15 protein-coding genes and 2 tRNA genes are annotated in these 19,661 nt (G+C 63.8%); 7 read left to right on the plus strand and 10 right to left on the minus strand.

The window, feature by feature from the left end:
- A partial coding sequence (locus HWY30_RS41095; protein ID WP_208524323.1) for a hypothetical protein occupies positions 1 to 189 on the plus strand: 189 nt, incomplete at its 5' end.
- 1,052 nt (positions 190 to 1,241) lie between these two features.
- On the opposite strand, the gene HWY30_RS25915 is transcribed toward HWY30_RS41095, so the two are convergent.
- Positions 1,242 to 1,328: transfer RNA gene (locus tag HWY30_RS25915), tRNA-Leu, on the minus strand.
- Positions 1,329 to 1,554: 226 nt separating this feature from the next.
- Positions 1,555 to 1,641, minus strand: a tRNA-Leu gene (locus HWY30_RS25920).
- 409 nt (positions 1,642 to 2,050) lie between these two features.
- Here HWY30_RS25920 and rnr point away from each other — a divergent pair.
- The 3 genes from rnr to rpiA all read left to right on the plus strand — a co-directional run bounded on the left by rnr (position 2,051) and on the right by rpiA (position 6,480).
- Positions 2,051 to 4,534 (plus strand): ribonuclease R, encoded by a 2,484-nt coding sequence (gene rnr / locus HWY30_RS25925; RefSeq protein ID WP_167368643.1) that lies wholly within the window; start codon positions 2,051 to 2,053, stop codon positions 4,532 to 4,534.
- A gap of 132 nt (positions 4,535 to 4,666) precedes the next feature.
- Complete coding sequence (gene rlmB, locus HWY30_RS25930) at positions 4,667 to 5,410, plus strand: 23S rRNA (guanosine(2251)-2'-O)-methyltransferase RlmB (protein ID WP_026225426.1); 744 nt, start codon at positions 4,667 to 4,669, stop codon at positions 5,408 to 5,410.
- A 374-nt stretch (positions 5,411 to 5,784) separates the two neighbouring features.
- Positions 5,785 to 6,480, plus strand: a complete 696-nt coding sequence (gene rpiA / locus HWY30_RS25935; protein ID WP_018418246.1) for a ribose-5-phosphate isomerase RpiA — start codon at positions 5,785 to 5,787, stop codon at positions 6,478 to 6,480.
- 48 nt (positions 6,481 to 6,528) lie between these two features.
- Here rpiA and HWY30_RS25940 read toward each other — a convergent pair whose 3' ends face one another.
- Positions 6,529 to 6,723: a hypothetical protein gene (locus tag HWY30_RS25940; RefSeq protein ID WP_143037157.1), complete on the minus strand. Its 195-nt coding sequence runs from the start codon at positions 6,721 to 6,723 to the stop codon at positions 6,529 to 6,531.
- Positions 6,724 to 7,125: 402 nt separating this feature from the next.
- Between HWY30_RS25940 and HWY30_RS25945 the strand changes: the two genes are divergently transcribed.
- Together HWY30_RS25945 and HWY30_RS25950 are read left to right on the plus strand one after the other, a co-directional pair.
- Positions 7,126 to 8,355, plus strand: a complete 1,230-nt coding sequence (locus HWY30_RS25945; protein WP_090804315.1) for a glycosyltransferase family 4 protein — start codon at positions 7,126 to 7,128, stop codon at positions 8,353 to 8,355.
- Positions 8,356 to 8,849: 494 nt separating this feature from the next.
- Positions 8,850 to 9,272 (plus strand): helix-turn-helix domain-containing protein, encoded by a 423-nt coding sequence (locus tag HWY30_RS25950; protein ID WP_026225425.1) that lies wholly within the window; start codon positions 8,850 to 8,852, stop codon positions 9,270 to 9,272.
- A 276-nt stretch (positions 9,273 to 9,548) separates the two neighbouring features.
- On the opposite strand, the gene HWY30_RS25955 is transcribed toward HWY30_RS25950, so the two are convergent.
- The 7 genes from HWY30_RS25955 to HWY30_RS25985 form a co-directional block, all read right to left on the minus strand.
- On the minus strand, positions 9,549 to 10,934 hold the full coding sequence (locus HWY30_RS25955; RefSeq protein ID WP_090804317.1) for an undecaprenyl-phosphate glucose phosphotransferase: 1,386 nt from the start codon (positions 10,932 to 10,934) through the stop codon (positions 9,549 to 9,551).
- A 36-nt stretch (positions 10,935 to 10,970) separates the two neighbouring features.
- Entirely contained in the window at positions 10,971 to 11,705 is a 735-nt protein-coding gene (locus HWY30_RS25960; RefSeq protein WP_090804319.1) for a Crp/Fnr family transcriptional regulator, read from the minus strand.
- 628 nt (positions 11,706 to 12,333) lie between these two features.
- Entirely contained in the window at positions 12,334 to 15,024 is a 2,691-nt protein-coding gene (locus HWY30_RS25965) for a glycosyl hydrolase 2 galactose-binding domain-containing protein (RefSeq protein ID WP_090804321.1), read from the minus strand.
- A 15-nt stretch (positions 15,025 to 15,039) separates the two neighbouring features.
- Positions 15,040 to 16,113 carry a DUF1839 family protein gene (locus tag HWY30_RS25970; RefSeq protein ID WP_090804323.1) on the minus strand — a complete coding sequence of 358 codons (1,074 nt, stop codon included), beginning with the start codon at positions 16,111 to 16,113 and terminating at the stop codon, positions 15,040 to 15,042.
- Positions 16,110 to 17,165, minus strand: a complete 1,056-nt coding sequence (locus HWY30_RS25975; RefSeq protein ID WP_090804324.1) for an amino acid--[acyl-carrier-protein] ligase — start codon at positions 17,163 to 17,165, stop codon at positions 16,110 to 16,112. The genes HWY30_RS25970 and HWY30_RS25975 overlap by 4 nt, the downstream gene beginning before the upstream one ends.
- Positions 17,166 to 18,473: an acyl-CoA dehydrogenase family protein gene (locus tag HWY30_RS25980; protein ID WP_090804326.1), complete on the minus strand. Its 1,308-nt coding sequence runs from the start codon at positions 18,471 to 18,473 to the stop codon at positions 17,166 to 17,168.
- Complete coding sequence (locus tag HWY30_RS25985) at positions 18,470 to 18,721, minus strand: acyl carrier protein (RefSeq protein ID WP_090804328.1); 252 nt, start codon at positions 18,719 to 18,721, stop codon at positions 18,470 to 18,472. Before HWY30_RS25985 ends, HWY30_RS25980 begins: the two co-directional genes overlap by 4 nt.
- A 367-nt stretch (positions 18,722 to 19,088) precedes the next feature.
- Between HWY30_RS25985 and HWY30_RS25990 the strand changes: the two genes are divergently transcribed.
- Positions 19,089 to 19,622 (plus strand): GNAT family N-acetyltransferase, encoded by a 534-nt coding sequence (locus HWY30_RS25990; RefSeq protein WP_090804330.1) that lies wholly within the window; start codon positions 19,089 to 19,091, stop codon positions 19,620 to 19,622.
- Positions 19,623 to 19,661 lie beyond the last annotated feature (39 nt).

Consider the following 19,661-nt stretch of genomic DNA (forward strand, 5'->3'; position numbering starts at 1 on the left):
CATCGTATCAATCCCTGGATCAGCCCCCTCCCTTTCTCTTCAAGCACTTACCCGCGTCTTCTCCTCCATGTAGGCTTAAGTAAGTGCCATTCGCTCAGGACACGGATGGCGGGGTTCACGGGAATCGGCGGCTGGATCGAGAAGGTGAAGGACGCAATTGAGAAGTTCGTCGCTGGATCCGAAACCTGAAAAACTCTATATCCTGATGCTCCGCGGGCGGCAAAACAGTAACAGCAGCGCAAGCCGAGTCTTTCTCTATTAAAGGACGTTGAAGCGGAAAGCCGTCGGCGAAACCTTCTCTCATGTGCGTAACGGACGCCCAGGTCTCGCGCTGCTAAACAGGTGTGAGGCAGCCTGACGAAGTTCAGCGTTGAATGCGGGCGGTGTGGGTCGTGAGCGGCCCATTCGACCTCGCGATGCACGTCGTGCCCAAAGCCGGCGCGAGCCTCTAACAAGGCGTTTCTGTAGGCCAACGCACGCGCCTGGAACCGCGATCCATCTGAAGGCTGAGGGGCCGTCACTGTTGCGTTCCAGCAGGCCGATGCCGGCGCTGCCCGCCTCGCACAGATCGAGCGCCATGTCTGGAGAGCGTCTGCAGCATGGCGCCGTCCGAGGCGGGCAGCGCCCGTGCCAGACGACGCATCGATTTGTTTTCAGCGGCGAAATCGTGTGGTCGATGCGCTCGCGTGCCAAGGGCCGGTGTGACCAGGCTGCCCGCGGGCCGTGCGCGGTCCGCTGCGGATTCGAACATGGTCGGCCTGGTGTGCCTCGCAACCGAGAACCTGCCAGGCAGCCACAACCCTCAGGTTCCCTACGCTCGCTTGCTGCCAAAGGAGCCCTGTCGGTGAACGGGGGCGACCACGCAGAAGAATTTGTGCTGAACTCAAATTTACGATCGCGACGAGATTAAGGCGCATATTGTCGGGATCGCCAGGCCGGCGCAGTAACTCGTCAGCGATCTTTTGTGACGCACGGTGTGGGCCATGCGGCATAGAGCGGCAAAGTGGTGAAGGACAAACTTTGCCTCATGTGTGGTGCCCGGTTATCGGGGAGGGAAAGATGCCAGGCGTGCGGTGAGTACGTTTTCCGGAGCTCGAACTTTCGTGTACTCGAAAACGTACTCATTCGACATTGCCTTCTAGTGGAACGCATATACCTTCCAGGCGCTTTCAAAAACAAAAAGCCCGCAAAGCGGGCTTTTTCACAAACGTCATCAACTAATTGATCTGGATCTATTTTTATGGTGCCCAGGAGAGGACTCGAACCTCCACGGTGTTGCCACCGCTAGGACCTGAACCTAGTGCGTCTACCAATTCCGCCACCTGGGCACGTCTTCAAGCTAGACGACTATTTTAGCAAGATGATTAAGTTTGTCAATTCCTGCTTCAAACAAACTTGCTTTTCTCATCCGCTCGGTTGAACGCGCAGCGAAGTAATGCAATCGCTACTGAACCACCGTCCTGCTGATCCGGCAATCGAAACACAAACAACGATTTCGACTACCAGGCCTTACAAAAAAAGAGAGCCGCCAAAAGGCGGCTCTACTTTTGAATCTGGTGCCCAAGAGAGGACTCGAACCTCCACAGTGTTGCCACCGCTAGGACCTGAACCTAGTGCGTCTACCAATTTCGCCACCTGGGCAGGTGATGAACAGCAAAGACCGCAATTATAGCGACAGATTCCGACCTGTCAAGCGATTTGCCGAACGCGATTCAACCTCGCGGCGAGCCCGGCGCACTATGCGTCCCAACCACCGCCGCAGGCCCGCGTGGCGCCCGACACGGGTGTTAGAATGCCTCGCAGTAGTTCGTTGGCACGATGCACATCCGGCGTCCCGACGCGAGTGTCACTTGCGATCAGGCAGACGCGCGTCGGCTGGCGTCGAACGAGCCGGACCCAGGCAGTTTCCGGTGCAAATCGCAGTGGAGCAGAAGAGCAGAAAGCAGCAGGTGCAATGACCGAGCGCAGCCGCCGTGCAGATGCAGCCGAGCGCGACTGCGCGCATTACGCAAACGCCTTGCAGGCCGGATCACATCGCCGACCGACGTCCATGCAACGAGAAAAAATCATCGACAAGCCCTTGAGCAAATTTCCGTATCCGATTCCAAGCCGCGAAGAAATCCTCGGCGTGCTGCGCACGAGCGAAATGCCGCTTGCCGCGAACGACATCGCCGAAGCCCTGTCGATCAAGCGCCAGGAGCGCGAAGGATTTTTCAAGCGTCTCGGCGCAATGGAGCGCGACGGCCAGATCCGGCTCGATCAGCGCAATCTCTATCAACTGACCCATCCGTCGAACTTCGTCGCGGGCCGCGTCCAGGGCCATCGCGACGGCTACGGTTTCCTGATTCGCGACGACGGCCAGGACGACCTGTTCCTGCCCAACGGCGAGATGCAGAAGGTCATGCACAACGACCGCGTGCTCGCGCGCATCGTCGGCTATGACCGGCGTGGGCGGCCCGAAGGGCACATCGTCGAGGTCACCGACCGCGCGAACAAGCGCGTGATCGGCCGTCTGCTCAACGAGAACGGCGCGCTGATCGTCGCGCCCGAAGACAAGCGCATCGGCCACGACATCCTGATCACGCAGAACACCCGCAAGGCGAAAGTTGGCCAGGTCGTGGTGGTCGAGCTGACCGATTTTCCGAGCCGTCATTCGCAGCCGCTCGGCCGTGTGGTCGAAGTGCTGGGCGATATCGACGACCCCGGCATGGAAATCGAAATCGCGGTGCGCAAGTACGGCGTGCCGCACGAGTTCGGCGAGGCCGCGCTGGCCGAAGCGGCGAAGCTGCCCGACGAAGTGCGCCCGGCCGACATTCGCCATCGCGTCGATCTGCGCGACGTGCCGCTCGTCACGATCGACGGCGAGGACGCGCGCGACTTCGACGACGCCGTCTATTGCGAGCCGGTGCAAGTGGGCCGCGGCGACGGCTTCCGCCTGATCGTCGCGATCGCGGACGTGTCGCATTACGTGCTTGCGCAAAGCGGGCTCGATACCGACGCGATCGAGCGCAGCACGTCGGTGTATTTCCCGCGCCGCGTGATCCCGATGCTGCCGGAGAAGCTGTCGAACGGACTGTGCTCGCTGAATCCGCAAGTCGACCGCTGCGTGCTCGTGTGCGACATGATCGTCACCGCGCGTGGCGACGTGAAGGCGTATCAGTTCTATCCGGGCGTCATGCATTCGGCCGCGCGGCTCACCTACACCGAAGTCGCCGCGGTGCTGAAAAACACCAAAGGCCCGGAAGCGACCCGCCGCGCCGCGTTGCTGCCGCAACTGCAGAATCTGTATGGCGTCTACAAGGCGCTGTTCGCGGCGCGTCAGAAGCGCGGCGCGATCGACTTCGATACGACGGAGACGTACATCGTCTGCAACGCGCAGGGCAAGATCGAGCAGATCGTGCCGCGCACCCGCAACGATGCGCACAAGCTGATCGAGGAATGCATGCTGGCCGCGAACGTGTGCGCGGCGGACTTCCTCAAGCGCAACAAGCATCCGGGCCTGTTCCGCGTGCATGCGGGCCCGAGCGCGGAAAAGCTCGAGAACCTGCGTACCTTCCTGCGCGGCATGGGCCTGACGCTCGGCGGCGGCGACACGCCGCACGCGAGCGACTACGCCGCACTGATGGCGCAGATCCGCGACCGGCCCGATGCCTCGATGCTGCAGACGATGCTGCTGCGCTCGATGCAGCAGGCAGTCTACAGCCCCGACAACATCGGCCACTTTGGCCTCGCCTACGAGGCCTACGCGCACTTCACGAGCCCGATCCGCCGTTACCCCGACCTGCTCACGCATCGCGCGATCTACGCGATCCTGCAGGGCCGTAAGTATCAGCCGCAGCCGCCGCACGGCGTCGAGCTCAATACCGCACTGTCGCCGCGCGCCCGCGCGATGCAACAGGCCGACGAGGAAAAGCGGGGCGCCCGCGGGCGCGCGAACAACGTGGCGATCTGGGAAGAACTTGGGCTGCACTGCTCGGCGAACGAGCGCCGCGCGGACGAAGCATCGCGCGATGTCGAAGCGTGGCTCAAGTGCTATTTCATGCGCGACAAGCTCGGCGAAGAGTATGGCGGCATGGTCAACGGCGTCACGTCGTTTGGTATTTTCGTGCAGCTCGATTCGCTGTTCATCGAAGGCCTCGTGCATGTGACCGAACTCGGCTCCGACTACTTCCAGTACGACGAGATCAAGAACGAGCTGCGCGGCGAGCGCACCGGCATTCGCTACCGGCTGTCGGATCGCGTGCGCGTGCAGGTGAGCCGCGTCGATCTCGACGCGCGCAAGATCGACTTCCGCCTTGTGCGCGATACGCCGATCAAGCCGCCTTTGGCACGCGGTATCGCGGCGGACAAGGGAGAAGGCGCTGGCCCGCGCGTGCGCGTGATGCCGCCGGTGGAAAGTGGCGCGTCGGTGCCGGGTCCGCGGCGCAAGAGGGCCGCGCCCGCGCAGAGCGCGGCGGTCAAGGAAGCGCGCGTGGCGAGGAAGCACGGTGTCGCGACCAAGGCGGCGTCGAAGCAGGCACGCAAGAAGCGCTGAGGCTTTCACAGCGCCGGGACCGCGCGCAGCGGGCACGTGAGCACGTGCCGGTTGCGCGCGGTCTGCCTTTTGGTTTCATATTCATCACAGTGGCGCGCGTTGAATGCGCGCCCCATCAAAGGTTGTTCAGTCATGGCACGTCATAAGGTCTTATACGGTTTCCACGCAGTGACCGCGCGTATCCGGCACGATGCGTCGACGGTCGAGGATGTCTATTACGACGCGACGCGCAAGGACCGTCGTATGACCGAATTCCTGCAGGCCGCGAAAGACGCGGGCGTGCGTCTGATCGCCGCCGACGAAACGCGTCTGTGGGGCCTCGCGCGCACGGAACGTCATCAGGGCGTGGTCGCGCGCGCGGGCGATCTGCCGCTTGCGCAGAATCTCGCCGAACTGCTCGACGGCATCAGCGGCTCGCCGCTGATCCTCGTGCTCGACGGCGTGACCGATCCGCACAATCTCGGCGCCTGCCTGCGCGTCGCCGACGCGGCCGGCGCCCACGCGGTGATCGCTCCGCGCGATCGCGCGGTGGGACTGAACGCGACCGCCGCGAAAGTCGCGAGCGGCGCGGCCGACACGGTCCCGTACATCACGGTTACGAATCTGGCGCGCGCGCTGCGCGAACTGAAGGACGCGGGTGTCTGGGTGGTCGGCACGGCCGACGACGCCCAGAAGAGCGTTTACGAAACGGAACTCGACGGGCCGGTGGCGCTCGTGATGGGGGCCGAAGGCGAGGGCATGCGACGCCTGACGCGTGAAACCTGCGATGTCGTCATGAACATTCCGATGGCGGGGACGGTGGAGAGTTTGAATGTATCCGTGGCTAGCGGAGTGTGTCTGTTCGAGGCTGTGCGGCAGCGGGCGGTGAAGAAGTAGTTTTTCTGTCGTCGTTCTTGTTGTTGGCCGATTGTGGGCGCCCGGAACGCGGTGGTGGTTCCGGGCGTTTTGCTTTGAGTGCGGAAAATACAGCTATTTGCGCAGGAGGCGCTTTAGTGTAGCCCCACAATTTGGCGCAAAAGCCAGTGTCGTATTCCCTTTCGAAAGCGGGATCAAGGTCCATCGGGTGCGCATTCATGAATAGATCAATTTCGCCGATCAATTCGTGATGGCGATGGATGATTCCTGTGTCTCAATGTGTCCAATCGTGTCCGGCAAACAAACGTGGTCCGCGGCACAAAGCCACCCAAACCCGGCCTTCTCCGCGCCACTCCGGTAAACTACGGGTTTTTCACGCTTTCCCCGCCTCTCCCATGACTCAAGACGAACTCAAGCAACTGGTCGGCCAGGCCGCCGCCGATTACGTGAATGCCAACGTGCCGCAAGGCTCGGTGATCGGCGTCGGCACGGGCTCCACCGCGAACTGCTTCATCGACGCGCTGGCCGCCACCAAATCCCGCTATCGCGGCGCGGTGTCGAGTTCGCTCGCCACCACCGCGCGTCTGCAATCGCACGGCTTCAAGGTGCTCGACCTGAATGAGATCGACTCGCTGCCGGTGTACGTCGACGGCGCCGACGAAATCGATCACAGCGGCGCGATGATCAAGGGCGGCGGCGGCGCGCTCACGCGCGAGAAGATCGTCGCGTCGGTGTCGGAAGTATTCGTTTGCATCGCGGATGCGAGCAAGGTCGTCGAGACGCTGGGCCATTTCCCGCTGCCAATCGAAGTCGTGCCGATGGCGCGCACCGCGATCGGCCGGCGCGTGACGGCGCTCGGCGGCGTGCCCGTCGTGCGTGTGACGAAAGAGGGTGTGCCGTTCATCACCGACAACGGCAACGAGATCATCGACGTGAAGGGCTTGAGCATCAGCGACCCGCGCACGCTCGAGGCGCATATCAACGCATGGCCCGGCGTCGTCACGGTCGGCCTGTTCGCGGGCCGCGGCGCGAACCTGTGCCTGCTCGGCACGGACACCGGCGTGCAAACGATCACGTACGGCCAGAATTAAGCGAATGCATTTCTGTTCGCTCTGACGCGTGTGAGCCGCTCCAACGGTTCACACGCGTTTTTTGTTGCGGTCGTGCCGCACGATCCCGCTTATACCGCCCGCCGCGGCGGCAATCGCGCGCACCTGGCGGAAAATGCCCGGCACCGTGCGCAGACAATTAGCCGCCGGTGCCCGCCGCGCGATGCCCGACACGTGCGCGTCGCCGATCATCCGCGCGCCAAACGCTTCGAAGCGCACGCGCAACGAACCGTCCGACAGCAGCACCACTGCGTCGCGCGCCGTGCAGCGCCCGGCGAATTCCCCCAGGACGAACCCGGCCCTCCCATCTGACTGCTCCGATCGCCAAACGCCACGCGAGGCACGCGAGGCACTGCGGCCGTCGTCGTCGCACGCCCGTCGCTCGCGCAGCGCTCCGATCGTAAAGGTGTGGGCTGGACTGGCGAGCAGGCGTGGGGCGATACGTCGGGCGTAGTGCAGATACGAAAGCGCGGGAATGAAGCCGTGTTTTTGCAGACGCGAACGGACTCTCGAATTACTCGCGTACTGTCGCACGTCGAATGTGGGCACGCGCACGCACAGTCAGGAACGTGGCACATACACTCTTCTCTGAGGCCAGGTGGCGATTCGTGACAGACAGGACGGGATATGAAAGTGGCGATCGTGCACGATTGGCTGGTCGCTCCCGGCGGCGCCGAGAAAGTGCTCGGGCAGATCATCGAGTGCTTTCCCGACGCCGACGTTTTCAGCGTCGTCGATTTTCTCGAGGATCGCACGCCGCTTGCCGGTAAGCCGGTCACCACGTCGTTCATTCAAGGCCTGCCGTTTGCGCGCAGCCGTTATCGCGCCTATTTGCCCTTGATGCCGCTCGCCGTCGAACGGTTCGATCTGTCGAGCTATGACCTGATCATCACCAGTTCTTGCGCAGTCGCGAAGGGCGTATTGGTCGGCCCTCATCAGACGCACATCAGTTACGTGCACTCGTTGATGCGATATGCGTGGGATCTACAGCACCAGTATCTGCGCGAAGCGAATCTGCTGCGCGGGCCGAAGTCGTGGGCCGCGCGGGTATTGCTGCATTATCTGCGCGGCTGGGACGCGCAGTCGACGAATGGTGTCGATCGTCTGATCGCGAATTCGCAATCGGTCGCGCGGCGCATGATGAAAACCTATCGGCGCGATGCCGCGGTGATTCCGCCGCCCGTCGACGTGAACGAATTCGAACTGCGCACCGAAAAAGACGATTTCTATCTGACCGTGTCGCGGATGGTGCCGCACCAACGCATCGATCTGATCGTCGAGACGTTCAACGCCACGCCGCAGCGCAAGCTGATCGCGATCGGCGACGGGCCGCAGATGGCGTCGATCCGCGCGAAGGCAGGACCGAACGTGACGGTGCTCGGCTATCAGCCATTCGGCGTACTGAAGGAGTATCTGGCGCGTGCGCGAGCCTTCGTGTGCGCCGCCGAGGAAGATTTCGGCATCGTGCCGCTCGAAGCGCAGGCCTGCGGCACGCCGGTCATTGCGTTCGCCAGGGGCGGGGCGCTCGAAACGGTAGTGCCGGTCGGCGACCCGCACCCGACCGGCGTTTTCTTCGCGCGTCAGACGGCGGTGTCAATGCTCGACGCGATCGACCGCTTCGAGCGGCTGAGCGCGTACATCACGCCGGCGGCCTGTCGCGCGAATGCCGAGCGGTTTTCGGCTCAGGTGTTCCGGCGGGCGTTCATGGCCGAGGTCACGCGCACGATTGCGGCGGTCGCTCAGGGTCTGCCGGCGATGGAGCCGGGGGAGCAGGTGAGGTGGGCGCAGCCCGATCTCGCGACCCGGGAACTCGGCATCGCCAGAGACACGGCGCCGAAAAGCGGGTGGAGGCAATGAGGTGAGGGTCTTTCGCTGTTCTCGCCTCGTGGAGTTTTCGATAGGAGAGAAAGAGGTTTTCGTCGTCATGCAGTGATTTCGCAACGGGCAGTAACGAGCCGTTCTGACCAACGCGTCCGGGCGGCTCTTGGTGTGGGCGCGTCCGTTTCGCGCTTTGTGTCGGCAGCGCATATCGCGTATCGCGCGATAGGCGCCGCGCGTGCAAGGCCAGCCGCGGCGGGTCATTGTCAAGCAAGCAGTATTGGACTTCAAAAAACGACATCGGGGTGCGCGCCACGCGCTATGGGCGAGATATTCGCTGGCGCGGCATGCCTCGCGTGGCCATAACGACCTGAAGCAGACGTTCGCTATCGTGATCGCTGAATTTCCTCACTGCGAAGTTCGCCGTGCCGGCAATTCGGCGTGTCACGGCGATTCACTACAACAGGCAGTCGTCATTCGCGCGTCACCGATTAACGCGCCGACGGCTTTTGGACGAGGACGAATTTAAACTCATGAATGCCGATCGCCTTCCGGGACCCTTTCCCGACATCTCCGCAACGTGGGCTGCGCTGAAGAGCCAGTTGCCGATCACGCCGATTCGCACCGAAGAGGATTATCACCAGATGGTGCGAGTCGCCAATTCGCTGTCCGATCATCTAAGCGGCAACGACAACGATCCGCTCGCCGATCTGCACGCGATCGTGACGGAACTGGTCGGTCATTGGCAAGCGCGCAACCTGACGATTCCAAAAGCGGAGCCGCGCGAGGTCCTGCGCCATCTGCTGATCACGCATGGTCTCAAGCAGAAGGATCTGGCCGGCATCGCGTCGCCGACCGTGGTCAGCGATATTCTCGCGGGGCGCCGCGCGATCAGCAAGAAAGTCGCCAAGGCGCTCGCGGTACGGTTTCAGACCGATGTCAGCGCGTTCCTGTAGAGGCGGTGTCGCGCGGCGGACCCGTCCATGACGTGGTCCGTCGCGGCTGCTCATCTTGCGTCAACCACGGCGGCTGTCGAGCGGGCCGCCGGCGTTGGCGCTTCTATTCGCAGCGGCGTGTACGCGTTGTTGCCCGGTTGGGTATTTTTCTCGAATGGAACGCAGGCGCATTCCGGCGATCCTTCAGCGCACCGCCTTCAGTACCCGCACTTCGCATGCGCCGCAGTGCCGGCACGTTGACCGACACTCCCGGATGCGATTCCCTCGATGGCATGGTCAGAACGCGTTGCGGCCAACAAAGCCCTTGAAAATCGTGATGAAGACGATCTTCATGTCGAACCAGAACGACCAGTTCTGGATATAGAAGAGATCGAACTTCACGCGCGCTTCCATCTTCTCGACCTTGGTGGTCGCGCCGCGATAGCCGTTGACCTGGGCCCAGCCGGTGATGCCGGGCTTGATGCGGTAACGGTGCATGTAGCCGTATACCTGGTCCTTGTACAGGTCATCATGTTCGACCGCATGCGGACGCGGACCCACCACCGACATCTGACCGCGCAGCACGTTCAGAAACTGCGGCAGCTCGTCGAGACTCGTGCGGCGCATGAAGCTGCCGAGCTTGGTCACGCGCAAGTCGTTGCGGGTCGCCTGCGTGATCTGGCCGTGCTCTTCCTGGTGCACGGTCATCGAGCGGAACTTGTAGATGCCGAACGGCTGGCCGTCGACGCCCTTGCGGATCTGCCGGAAAAACACCGGTCCCGGCGACGTGAGCTTGATGCCGATCGCGAGCACGGCGAACACCGGCGCGAGCACGATGAGCGCGAGCACGGCGAACAGGCGGTCGAACATCAGCTTGGGCCACATCTGCGGCGACGAGAATGGCGTCGCGCTCAGATTCAGCGTCGGCAAACCGACGACATCGACGATCGCATGATTGAACAGCGACAGACTGCGCACGTCGGGAATGAAGCGCAGATTCACGAAGTCGTGTCTGAAGGTGCGCGTGAAGCGGTAGATCGTGTGTTCCTCGGAAAGCGGCAACGCGAGCCACACTTCGTTCACGCGGTCATTGCGCACCTTCGTCGCGAACGCTTCCAGATCCGTCAGCACGGGTAGGCGGGTCAGACGCGCGCCATACGCGTCGTGGCCTTGCACGCTGGTGTCGAACACGCACACCGGTTTGAAGCCCGCTTGCGGCGCATGCTCGAGATGCGCGAGCAGCGTGCGTGCAAACCCCGGTGCGCCGACGATCGCGACGGTGCGCGTGTTCATGCCGCGGCGACGAACGAAGCGCAGCACCACGTGCATGATGCAGCGTGTCGCGATGATCAACGCGCCGGAGATCAGCGTCGAGTAGCCGAGCCACAGGCGCGACACCGCATCCGTGCGATGCAGCGTGAACGCGAGCAGGAGCGCGGTCGCGACCACCGTGAGCCACGCGGCGGCGATTCGCGCGAGCACCGGCGCGAGCGCCTTGCCGCGCCACGTCTCGTAGACCCCGAAGCCCGGAAACAGCAACAGAACCAGCACACACTTGAACGCGATCAGAAGACGCTCGGTATCGGCCAACGCGATCGGTGCGGAAAAGCGCATCCAGTGGGCGAGCAGACCGCCTGCAATCACGAACAGTGCGTCGAGACATCGAGCAGTAATCCTGAACATAGGCAAATCGACCCCGGTCATCGAGCCGCGTGCCGCTTATTCGACGGTCTCGGCCTGGCGCAGTCGCGGCAGCAGACGATCGAATTCGCGTTTCACGAGGCCGTAGCATTCGCACGCGCGGGCTTCGAGGCCTTTGCGGTCGAGCACCTTGATATGACCGCGGCTATGATGAATCAGGCCTTCGTCGTGCAGCTTGCCGGCCGCTTCGGTGATGCCTTCGCGGCGCACGCCGAGCATGTCGGCAATCAGCTGCTGGGTGACGTTCAGATCGTTCGACGCCACGCGGTCCACCTCGATCAGCAGCCAGCGGCACAGTTGCTTGTTGAGCGCGTGATGGCGATTGCACGCGGCGGTCTGCGCGACCTGGGTCAGAAGAGCGTGCATATACAGCAGCATCAGGCGGCGCAGAAAGTCGGACCGCGCGAACTGCTGCTTGAGCGCCTGTGCGCTCATCCGGTAGGCGAAGCCCGCGCATTGCACCTGTACGCGGTTGGGCATGGTTTCGCCGCCCGTGAGGACCGGCACGCCGGTCATGCCTTCGCGGCCGACCGCGGCGATCTCGACGGAGCTGCCGTCTTCCATCGTCGAGAGCATCGAGATGATCGCGGTGGTGGGGAAGTACACATGATGGATCCGTTGACCCGAGTCGCATAGCAGTTGCTCGGTGCGCAGATGAACCAGTTCGAGGTGGGGAGCTAGTGCCTGCCATTCGTGCGACGGCATTGCGCCCAGCAGATGGTTACCGTGCAAATCGGATTGAAGCGTCAACATGATCGGTCCTCGCATGAAAGTCGCGCCTCGCGCGACTCTCTCCGTTTATTTGATCCGATGCCCGCATCCTCGGCAGTGGGCTGCCCGGCGAGCAGCTTGGATGAACAGCATCGGCCCCGTTTTAGGCCTGTCTGCCACCGCCTCTGTTGTTGCGCTCGTGTGCGGTGACACTCTGTTGCGTGGAGGTAGTAGCGAGGACCGTGCCAACGTTAGGGAAAACGCCTGCTGGTGCGGCGCAGCGAAGAAACCCGGAGCGCGTCGGGAGAGTAAAGGCAGCTTTTTGTTTCAGTTCTGTACACCCCTGCCGGATGGGGAATGCATCGTATGAAAGCTTTGGGTTTGGGCGAATCCCTTGATATCAAAGGCTTCACGGCCAAAAACTGGGTGCTGTCGAAGCTGTCTCAGATTTGAACCTGGCGCCGCATGCGCGTTTTGAAGCGCTCCTCGTGAAGTGCCGGAAATGATTCAGAAGTGGTAAATGGAGTGCGTGCGCTGTCGCACGTAAGGCCTTTCAGAACAGGCAACAGTCGCGTTCGAGCCAACAGTGAGCGAGCCGGGCAGACAGTTCGAGACCTGCGAAGCGAGCTTTGGGGCGCTTCGCGTACGTGCGACTAGTTCGGAATGACCACTAGCCGTAGAAGATGGCGGATAGCGCATTGATCGCGCGGACTTCCCCCTGGGGTGCCCCGCATGTTTCATCCACTTTAAAGGCCGCGTTTGATGCAGGTGCAACGAGTTCTTGCGGCGACGCCGCGAAGGTGGTCGGCAGCAGCGGTTCGAGCGCATGCAGCGGCACGATACAGCGCCGGTTCGGCGCGAGATGGAACCAGTCGCGCACCGCGCGATAACGAGGGTCAATGATATGAACGAAGCGCGCAAAGCGCTTAGTTTCGATCGCAAGCTGCCAGCCGCTGCCGTCGCCACGACGTTCGACCTCGACGGTCATACCGAGGTCATCACGCGCGTGCACGCTACGCTCGGGCAGATGAAACGCTTCGGACACGATCTCGCCACTCGCGGCATCGTAGAGCGTTGCAATCGTGACATCGTGCGCGCGTGGGCCGAAGCGGTACACATGCGTGAAATCGAAGAACTGGCCCAGATGCGCGGCCGCACTGATGCGTTGCAGGCTGCGCGAGGCAAGCGTCAGCGCGCGTCGCGCGGACGTGACCTTCACGCTGCCGTCGCGCAGACAGGCCAGTTCGAGTTCGCCGCAAAACGTTTGCGCGCGCTCGTTGATCAGATGAATATCGAGGCCGTTCAGGCCTTCGTCGGTGAGCGTGATCTGCAATGGCTGCAGTGTCTGCGCGAAGCCGTGCAGCGCGCTTTTCGGCCGTCCCGTGGCGTCGATCACGCCCCAGCCCGCGCCCGCGCGCAGATCCTGCAACTGCCACACGAGGCCGCCGCCGCACGACGAGCCCGCGCGCCGCCACTCGGCGAACACGTCGCCGATCAGCTCGGCAACCACCGCGCGCGACAGATCGAGATAACGCGCCGCATCTTCATAGCGCAAGCGCGCCGGCTCGACGCCGTAAAGCGCCTGCAAATAATGATCGCGCACGTCGTCGAAATCCCAGCCTGCGCCAGGATCGCGCGGCACGGCGGCTTTCCAGCGCGGATCGTGCGTGTGGATCGTGCCGAGCGCGTCGTGCAGCGTCGCCTCGTCGGGGACGTTGGCGAATGCCAGGCATTCGGCCGCGAAGCGCACCTGCGCGCGGCGCACGTCGGCGAGCGGGCGCTGATACGCGCCGACGCCGTAGTAGTGCGTGACACCCTCGTTAGTCGAGAACGGCCACGCGCCGCCCGATGGCGAATTGCTGACATAGGGCACGTCCTCACGTTCGCGCGCGACGAGCGCGGGCAGCAGCTCGGTAAACAACGCTTGCGCGCGCTGCGCCGCGGGCAGTCCGAACATCGCCGCCTGCTGGTCGACCTCGCTGCCGCCGCACAGCACCGCGAGCGAGGCAAAGCGACGCGTGCGGCTCAGGAACTGGCTCGCTTCGCGCTCGATCAATGCGCTGAACGCGGCATCGTTCGGGTAGTCGAAATTCGCCAGCGCGAAGTCCTGCCAGATCAGCAGGCCGTACTCGTCGGCGAGCGCATAAAACAGATCGGACTCATAGAGCATCGTGCCGCCGACGCGCAGCATATTCATGCCAGCGGCGCGCGCGAGCTCGAACGTGTGGCGCAATTGCGTTTCGGTGCCTGCTAGCGTGACGAGATCGGCGCTGGTCCAGCACGCGCCGCGACAGAATACGGGCACTTCATTCACGCGCAGGGCGAAACCCGCAGCATCGGCGCCGCGGTCCACTTCGATACGACGAAAGCCGATCGAGCCCAGAGACTGAGAGATCACGTTGCCGTCGACGAGCTGCAACGTCAGAGGATATAAAGTGGGCTCTCCATGCGTATGCGGCCACCAGCGTTTCGCGTGGGGCACGCGCACGTCGCCGGTGAGTGTATATGCATCGTGCCATTGCAAAGACGAAACATGGTCGGCGCAAGAAAGTGTCGCGCGGCAGGCCGCGATGTCGTGGGGGCGTACGAAACGTAAAGTCAACGAAACTACCCCATCCTCTTGCTCGAGCCGGCTGGTCAGATCAATCGTGTCGAATGCGTGCGGCGCGTCGCCGAGCATTTCGATCGGACGCCACGGGCCGACCGTCTGAATCGACGGACACCAGCCGGGCATATGGCCGAGCAGCGTGGTGCGCACGCTGCGAAGCGTCGGCGGCGACACGAGCCGCGGCCGCCAGCGCGCACGCGAGCGTTTGGCCGCCAACGCTGGCGTCAGTGAGCGAAAGCACAGCACGAGCGTCGCGCGGCCATCCAGTTCGATATCCAGATCATGGGCGATGAACATCGATGCGGAATCGAGCCGCTTCACATCGTCGAGCCACACTTGCGCGAGCGTCGCGAGTCCATGAAAACGCAAGCGGCGCCGCCCCGTGCCGATCAGCGTGACGCGATACCAGTGATCGTCGAATGCGAGCGGTGGCGGGCGATCGACATCGAGCAGTCCGGCGGCGAGCCGCGCGCTCGCGACGGTGCCGGGCACCTGCGCGGCGAGCCAGCCTTGCGCGGGCAGACCGGCCGGCGACTCATAGGCGTGCGGCGGGGTGCTCAGACAGGCCCAGCCGGTGTCGAGCCGTTGCGGCCATAGCGAGGGCGCGGCGCGGGCAGTGCCTGCATCATGCGCTTGCGCGATCGCGCCGGTCGCGCGCGCACGGCCAGCATCGCCCTCGTCAGCGGGCGGATCGAGTGTCGATACATCCACGGTCAATTCCCGGAAAAACCGCGCGGCACGAAGTGCGCGCAACCACGCATCACCGTATTAGCGCACCAGAGCGGCCAGCGGTGGCAGCGTTTTTTCATAAGCGCTTTCAAGCACGTCGAAGCAGTCTTCGCAGGTATCGCGACGGCCGCGCGCGATCGCGCGAATGAGCCGGAACTGCATCACCATCGACTCCGACGCGATGCGTTGCGCAGCGGCCGGTATCGTCGGCGGGATCTCGAAGCCTTGCGCGAACAGCCACTGCAGATACTTCGACAGGAACTCGAAGTTCGCGCCGAGCTGCCGCATCAGATTGAACGAGTACAGATGGAAGTACGCCTCGTCGCGCTCGAACAGCGTATCGAGATGCGCGGGAAACGCGGCACGCCATTGCGAAATCGGATTGGTCAACGGACGCCGTTCCAGATGCGCGCACAGCAGTTCCGCCGACGCCTCCGCGAGCGCGGTGCCTTCGAGCGCGGGCCGCGCCTGCTTGGCGAACTCGACGTAGGGAAACAGCAGATCGGGCTGCGCGGCGAAATGCGGCAGCTTGCGAAACACGCCGTCGTAGTCGTCGCCCTCGAGCCGGTGGTAGCCGGTGTTGTGGAAATAGCCGAGGCGGCGCGCGGCGGTGTCGACGAAGTCGATGCCGATCGTGGTCTTCGGATGCTCGCGGCGATACGAGGTCGCGCGCGTATCGGGGAGGTAGTAGCCGTCGACCTCGACGAGCACGGTGTGGCCGCGCAGCGTCTGCGCGAGCACGCGTTCTTCGAGCGAGTCGTAGATCGCGAGCTCCTGCACCTGGGTGCCATACAGACGTTCGAGATCGTCGAGCGGAAACTTGAAGAACGTGAACTGATCGCCTTCGAAATCCTGCGTGACCGTGAACGCGAGCGCCGCGCGCGGATCGAGCCCGAAGCCGTGCAGCAGCTCGATCCACAGATCGACATAGCAGTTGGTCTCCTGCCACACGCGTTCGCCCTGATGCAGCGCGTGCGCTACGTGCTCGCGCAACTGCGTGCCGGCACCGGGCACCGCGTGGGTCTGCTGATGCGTCGGCGGATCGCCTGCGCGTCGCGGCAACGACGAGTTGGCGAGCGCGCCGGCAAGCGCCGAAGTCGGCGATGGATTCATGCGCGCTCCCCGGCGACGGTCGCCGTTGGCGTCGCCTGCGCCGCCTGCAGCGCATCCGCGACGCGGGTCTCGGTATCGCCCCACAGCAGCGCGCGCACGTCGTCGGGCCACGCGTCGACGTCGAGCCCATGATGACGGAACAGCGCGAGCGTGATGCGTTCCATGCCGAAGCCGACACAGCCCGTATGCGCGGTCGCGCCGTCTTCGCAGGCGATCTTCCAGATCGCGCCGAAGTGGTCCATGTGATAGTTGAACGACAGGCAGGCCGTCTTGCCGCGCGGATCGGCGAGCGCGATCAGCAACTCGAACTTGAGCGCCTGCGCGCGCTGACTATCGGCGACGATCTTGCCGCCGCGGCCGAAGAACGGATCGTTCGCGAGATCGACTTCGACCGGCAAGCCTAGCAGCTTCACAAGCAGCGAGCCGCGCTCGATCCACATCTGCCGGAACGCCATCACCTGCTCGGGGCTGCCGAGACGCACGTATTCCCGTTGACGGAACATCTGCATGCGGCCCGGATCGAGCGACGGCTCATGACGGAAGCAGTACGACAGCACGTCGACGGTGCGGCCGTCGGCGGGCAGTGCGCCGCGCCGCGCCATCACCGGATAGATCGGATAGCAGGCGGCCGGCGTCAGCACGACGCGCGTCGGTTTCTGTTGCGCGAGCCACGCGTCGCCGCGGTCGTCTTCGCTGTCGGCCTTCGCATCGTCGAGCGCGCGCAGCAGACGGTGGTGGCCCATGTCGTCGCCGCAAAACGAATGGATGGTGCCCGCGAGATTCGGAAAGCTCTTCAGGTATTCACTATCCTCGAAGTCGGTGCGGCGCATCGCGGGCGGAAAACGCAATACTTCGGCTTGCTGATCTTTACCCAACTGTGTAATCGCGAGGTTCAGTCGCTCGATCACGTCCTCGAAAACCTGGCTGCGGCCATACAGTCCGTTTTCACCGGTGTCGATCAGCAGGCCGGCGGCCAGCATCTCGTCGCGCAGCGTGAGCGAAGGCCCCACGGCCGCCGCGGCGATAGCGGCGGTATCGGTCATCAGCTTCATTCAGGGTCTCCCCGGCGCGGCAGGACGTTGTGCGAGCAGCAGACTCGCGGTGTTCTGCGCGATACGGTCGTTATTGATCATCAAGGGCGCCGAGTGCAGGTCGCGCAGATGGCGGCCGACGCTATAGGGCGTGCCGTTCTTGTAGCCCGCCATGCCGCAGATCATCAGCACTTCCTGTACGACCTGCAGCGCGGTGGTCGAAATGCTGGTCTTCAGCGTGTTCATGTCCGACGCGAAACCGAGCATCGCCGCGAGCGGGGCGTCCGCCCGGGTCGCGCCCTCGCGTGCCTGATGCGCGGCGCGCGCGGCCTCCAGCGCGACCGATAGACGCGCCTGCATCATCTGCAGCAGCCCGACCGCTTCGGCGAGCCGCAGGCCCGCCGGCGGCATCGTGCCGGGCTTCGCGCGCGCCTGCGCGCGGAAGAACGCTTTCGCGCGATTGACGGCGTCGACGGCGATGCCGGTCCATACCGAGGCCCACAGCGTGTGCGACACGGGCAGCATGGTCTGATCGGCGATGTCGGCGAACGGCGTCGCGAGGATCTGTTCGGCCAGTCCCGTCGCGACGAGCCGGAAGCCCTCGCTGCAGGTGCCGCGCATGCCCATCGCGTCCCAGCCGCCGCGCCGCTCGAGCTGCGTATCGGCGCGCAGCGCGACGATCAGCACCTGGTCGGACGCGGCCGCGTCGGCGATGCGCCGCGCGGTCACGAGGATGCCGTCGGCGTGCGCGCCGTACGAGATCGTCGGGGCGAGCTTTTCGATCCGAAAACGCGCGCCATCGAGCTCCACCGAGCACGCGCTCGTGCGCATATTGCCGCCGATCGTCTCTTCCGACGTCGCCGACGCGAGCAGCCATTGCTGCTCGGCCAGTTGTGCAAGCAGGCTCGCTTGCCAGGCGCAGGCGCCGCGATGAGAGTCGATGCACGCGACCTGGATCTGATGCATCGCATAGATCATGGCGGTCGATGCGCAGCCTTGCGCGAGCGTTTCGCAGATCGCACCGATATCGGCAAGCGACAGGCCCGCGCCGCCGAAAGCGGTCGGCACCATCGCCGACAGCAAACGCTCGGCCTTGAGCGCGTCGAACGCCTCGACCGGAAAGCGCGCCTCGCGGTCCACGGCGTCCGCGTACTGCGCGGCGATCGCCGCGCAACGATGCGCTGCAGCACGCCATTCGGGACCGGTATCGAGCGCGCTCAGCGTCCCGGTGGCAGCGCCCCGGCCATCGCCGGTCCGGGCGTCAGTAGTCGGGTTCGAGGGCGCCCCGGAAGCCGCTGCGGCGGCCTGACCCAGCAGCGGCGCACTCATGCTGCCGCCTTGGCCTGCTGCAACTCCGTCATCGCGGCGGCCATCGAGTCGATGCTCGAGAACAGACGGCGCGTCAGCATACGGTCAGGAATTTCGACGTTGAATTCGTCTTCCATGGCAAGCATCAGATGCACGGTCGCGAGCGATGAGAGTCCGGCAGCATAGAGGTCGGCGTCGTCGGCGAGGCTTTCCAGCGGGACATCCAGGCGTGCGGATTCGGACAGGATGCGTCTCAATGCAGTTTTCATGCAGTGCTCCCTTATGGTCAAAGGTCTGCCGATGGGTACCGAGGTCGAATGACGTCGGCACCTGATTTTCGTGTGTAGTTTCGTGCGGTGCGAAGACCGCGGCGTGCGTTCGCGATGGTGCAGTGCAGTGTTGCAGGCGGGCCTGCGTGAAGCCATCTGCGATACCGGGCGAACGTGGCAAGGCTGCGCTTCGTTGGCTCGTATTTAAGGATCGTCAACCCCGAGCGTCAGTGCGATGGCGCACGGAAGCACATCTTTAGCGCGCGTTACCGTGTAGTCGATGATGAGGGACCGTCATGGATCGGCCTGCCGTCGCGCACGGCAGGCATCGCCGGACCCGCCGAAAATTTTGACAGCCGGGGGCGTGATGAATTGGAAAACGCTGGAGTTCGATCAGCTATCTGCACGTGAGTTGTATGTCGTGCTGCGTGCGCGCAGTGCGGTATTCGTCGTCGAGCAGTCGCATGTGTGCCTCGACGCGGACGGTCGCGACGAGCAGGCCTTGCATGTGTTCGCGGTCGAAGACATGGCGCGGCCGATGCCGGTGCTCGCCTATGCGCGGGTGCAGCCCGGCGATTCCGAAGATCCGGAAGTGACGATCGACAAGGTGCTGACGAGTCCGCTGCGGCGCGGCGACGGCACCGCCGAGATGCTGATCGAGCGTGTGCTCGAAGCGGTCGCCCAACGCTGGCCGGGCCGCGCCACGCGCGTGAGCGCACCGCTTGGCTTGCGCGGGTTCTACGAGCAGTTCGGCTTTCGCAAGACGGAGGGACCGTACCTCGAACACGGTATGCCGTTCATCGGTCTCACGCGTCAGGTGCGCGGCGCTCAGGCGCGCTTCGGTCTGAGGCGCCGCGAGCGCGACGGCGCACCGTTCGTCAATACGTTCGAACTGTTGTGATGCCGCGTCGGCTGGGTACGTGTTTTCAGCCTTGGCATT

This window comes from Paraburkholderia tuberum STM678, from assembly GCF_902833905.1.
Lineage (GTDB): Bacteria > Pseudomonadota > Gammaproteobacteria > Burkholderiales > Burkholderiaceae > Paraburkholderia > Paraburkholderia tuberum.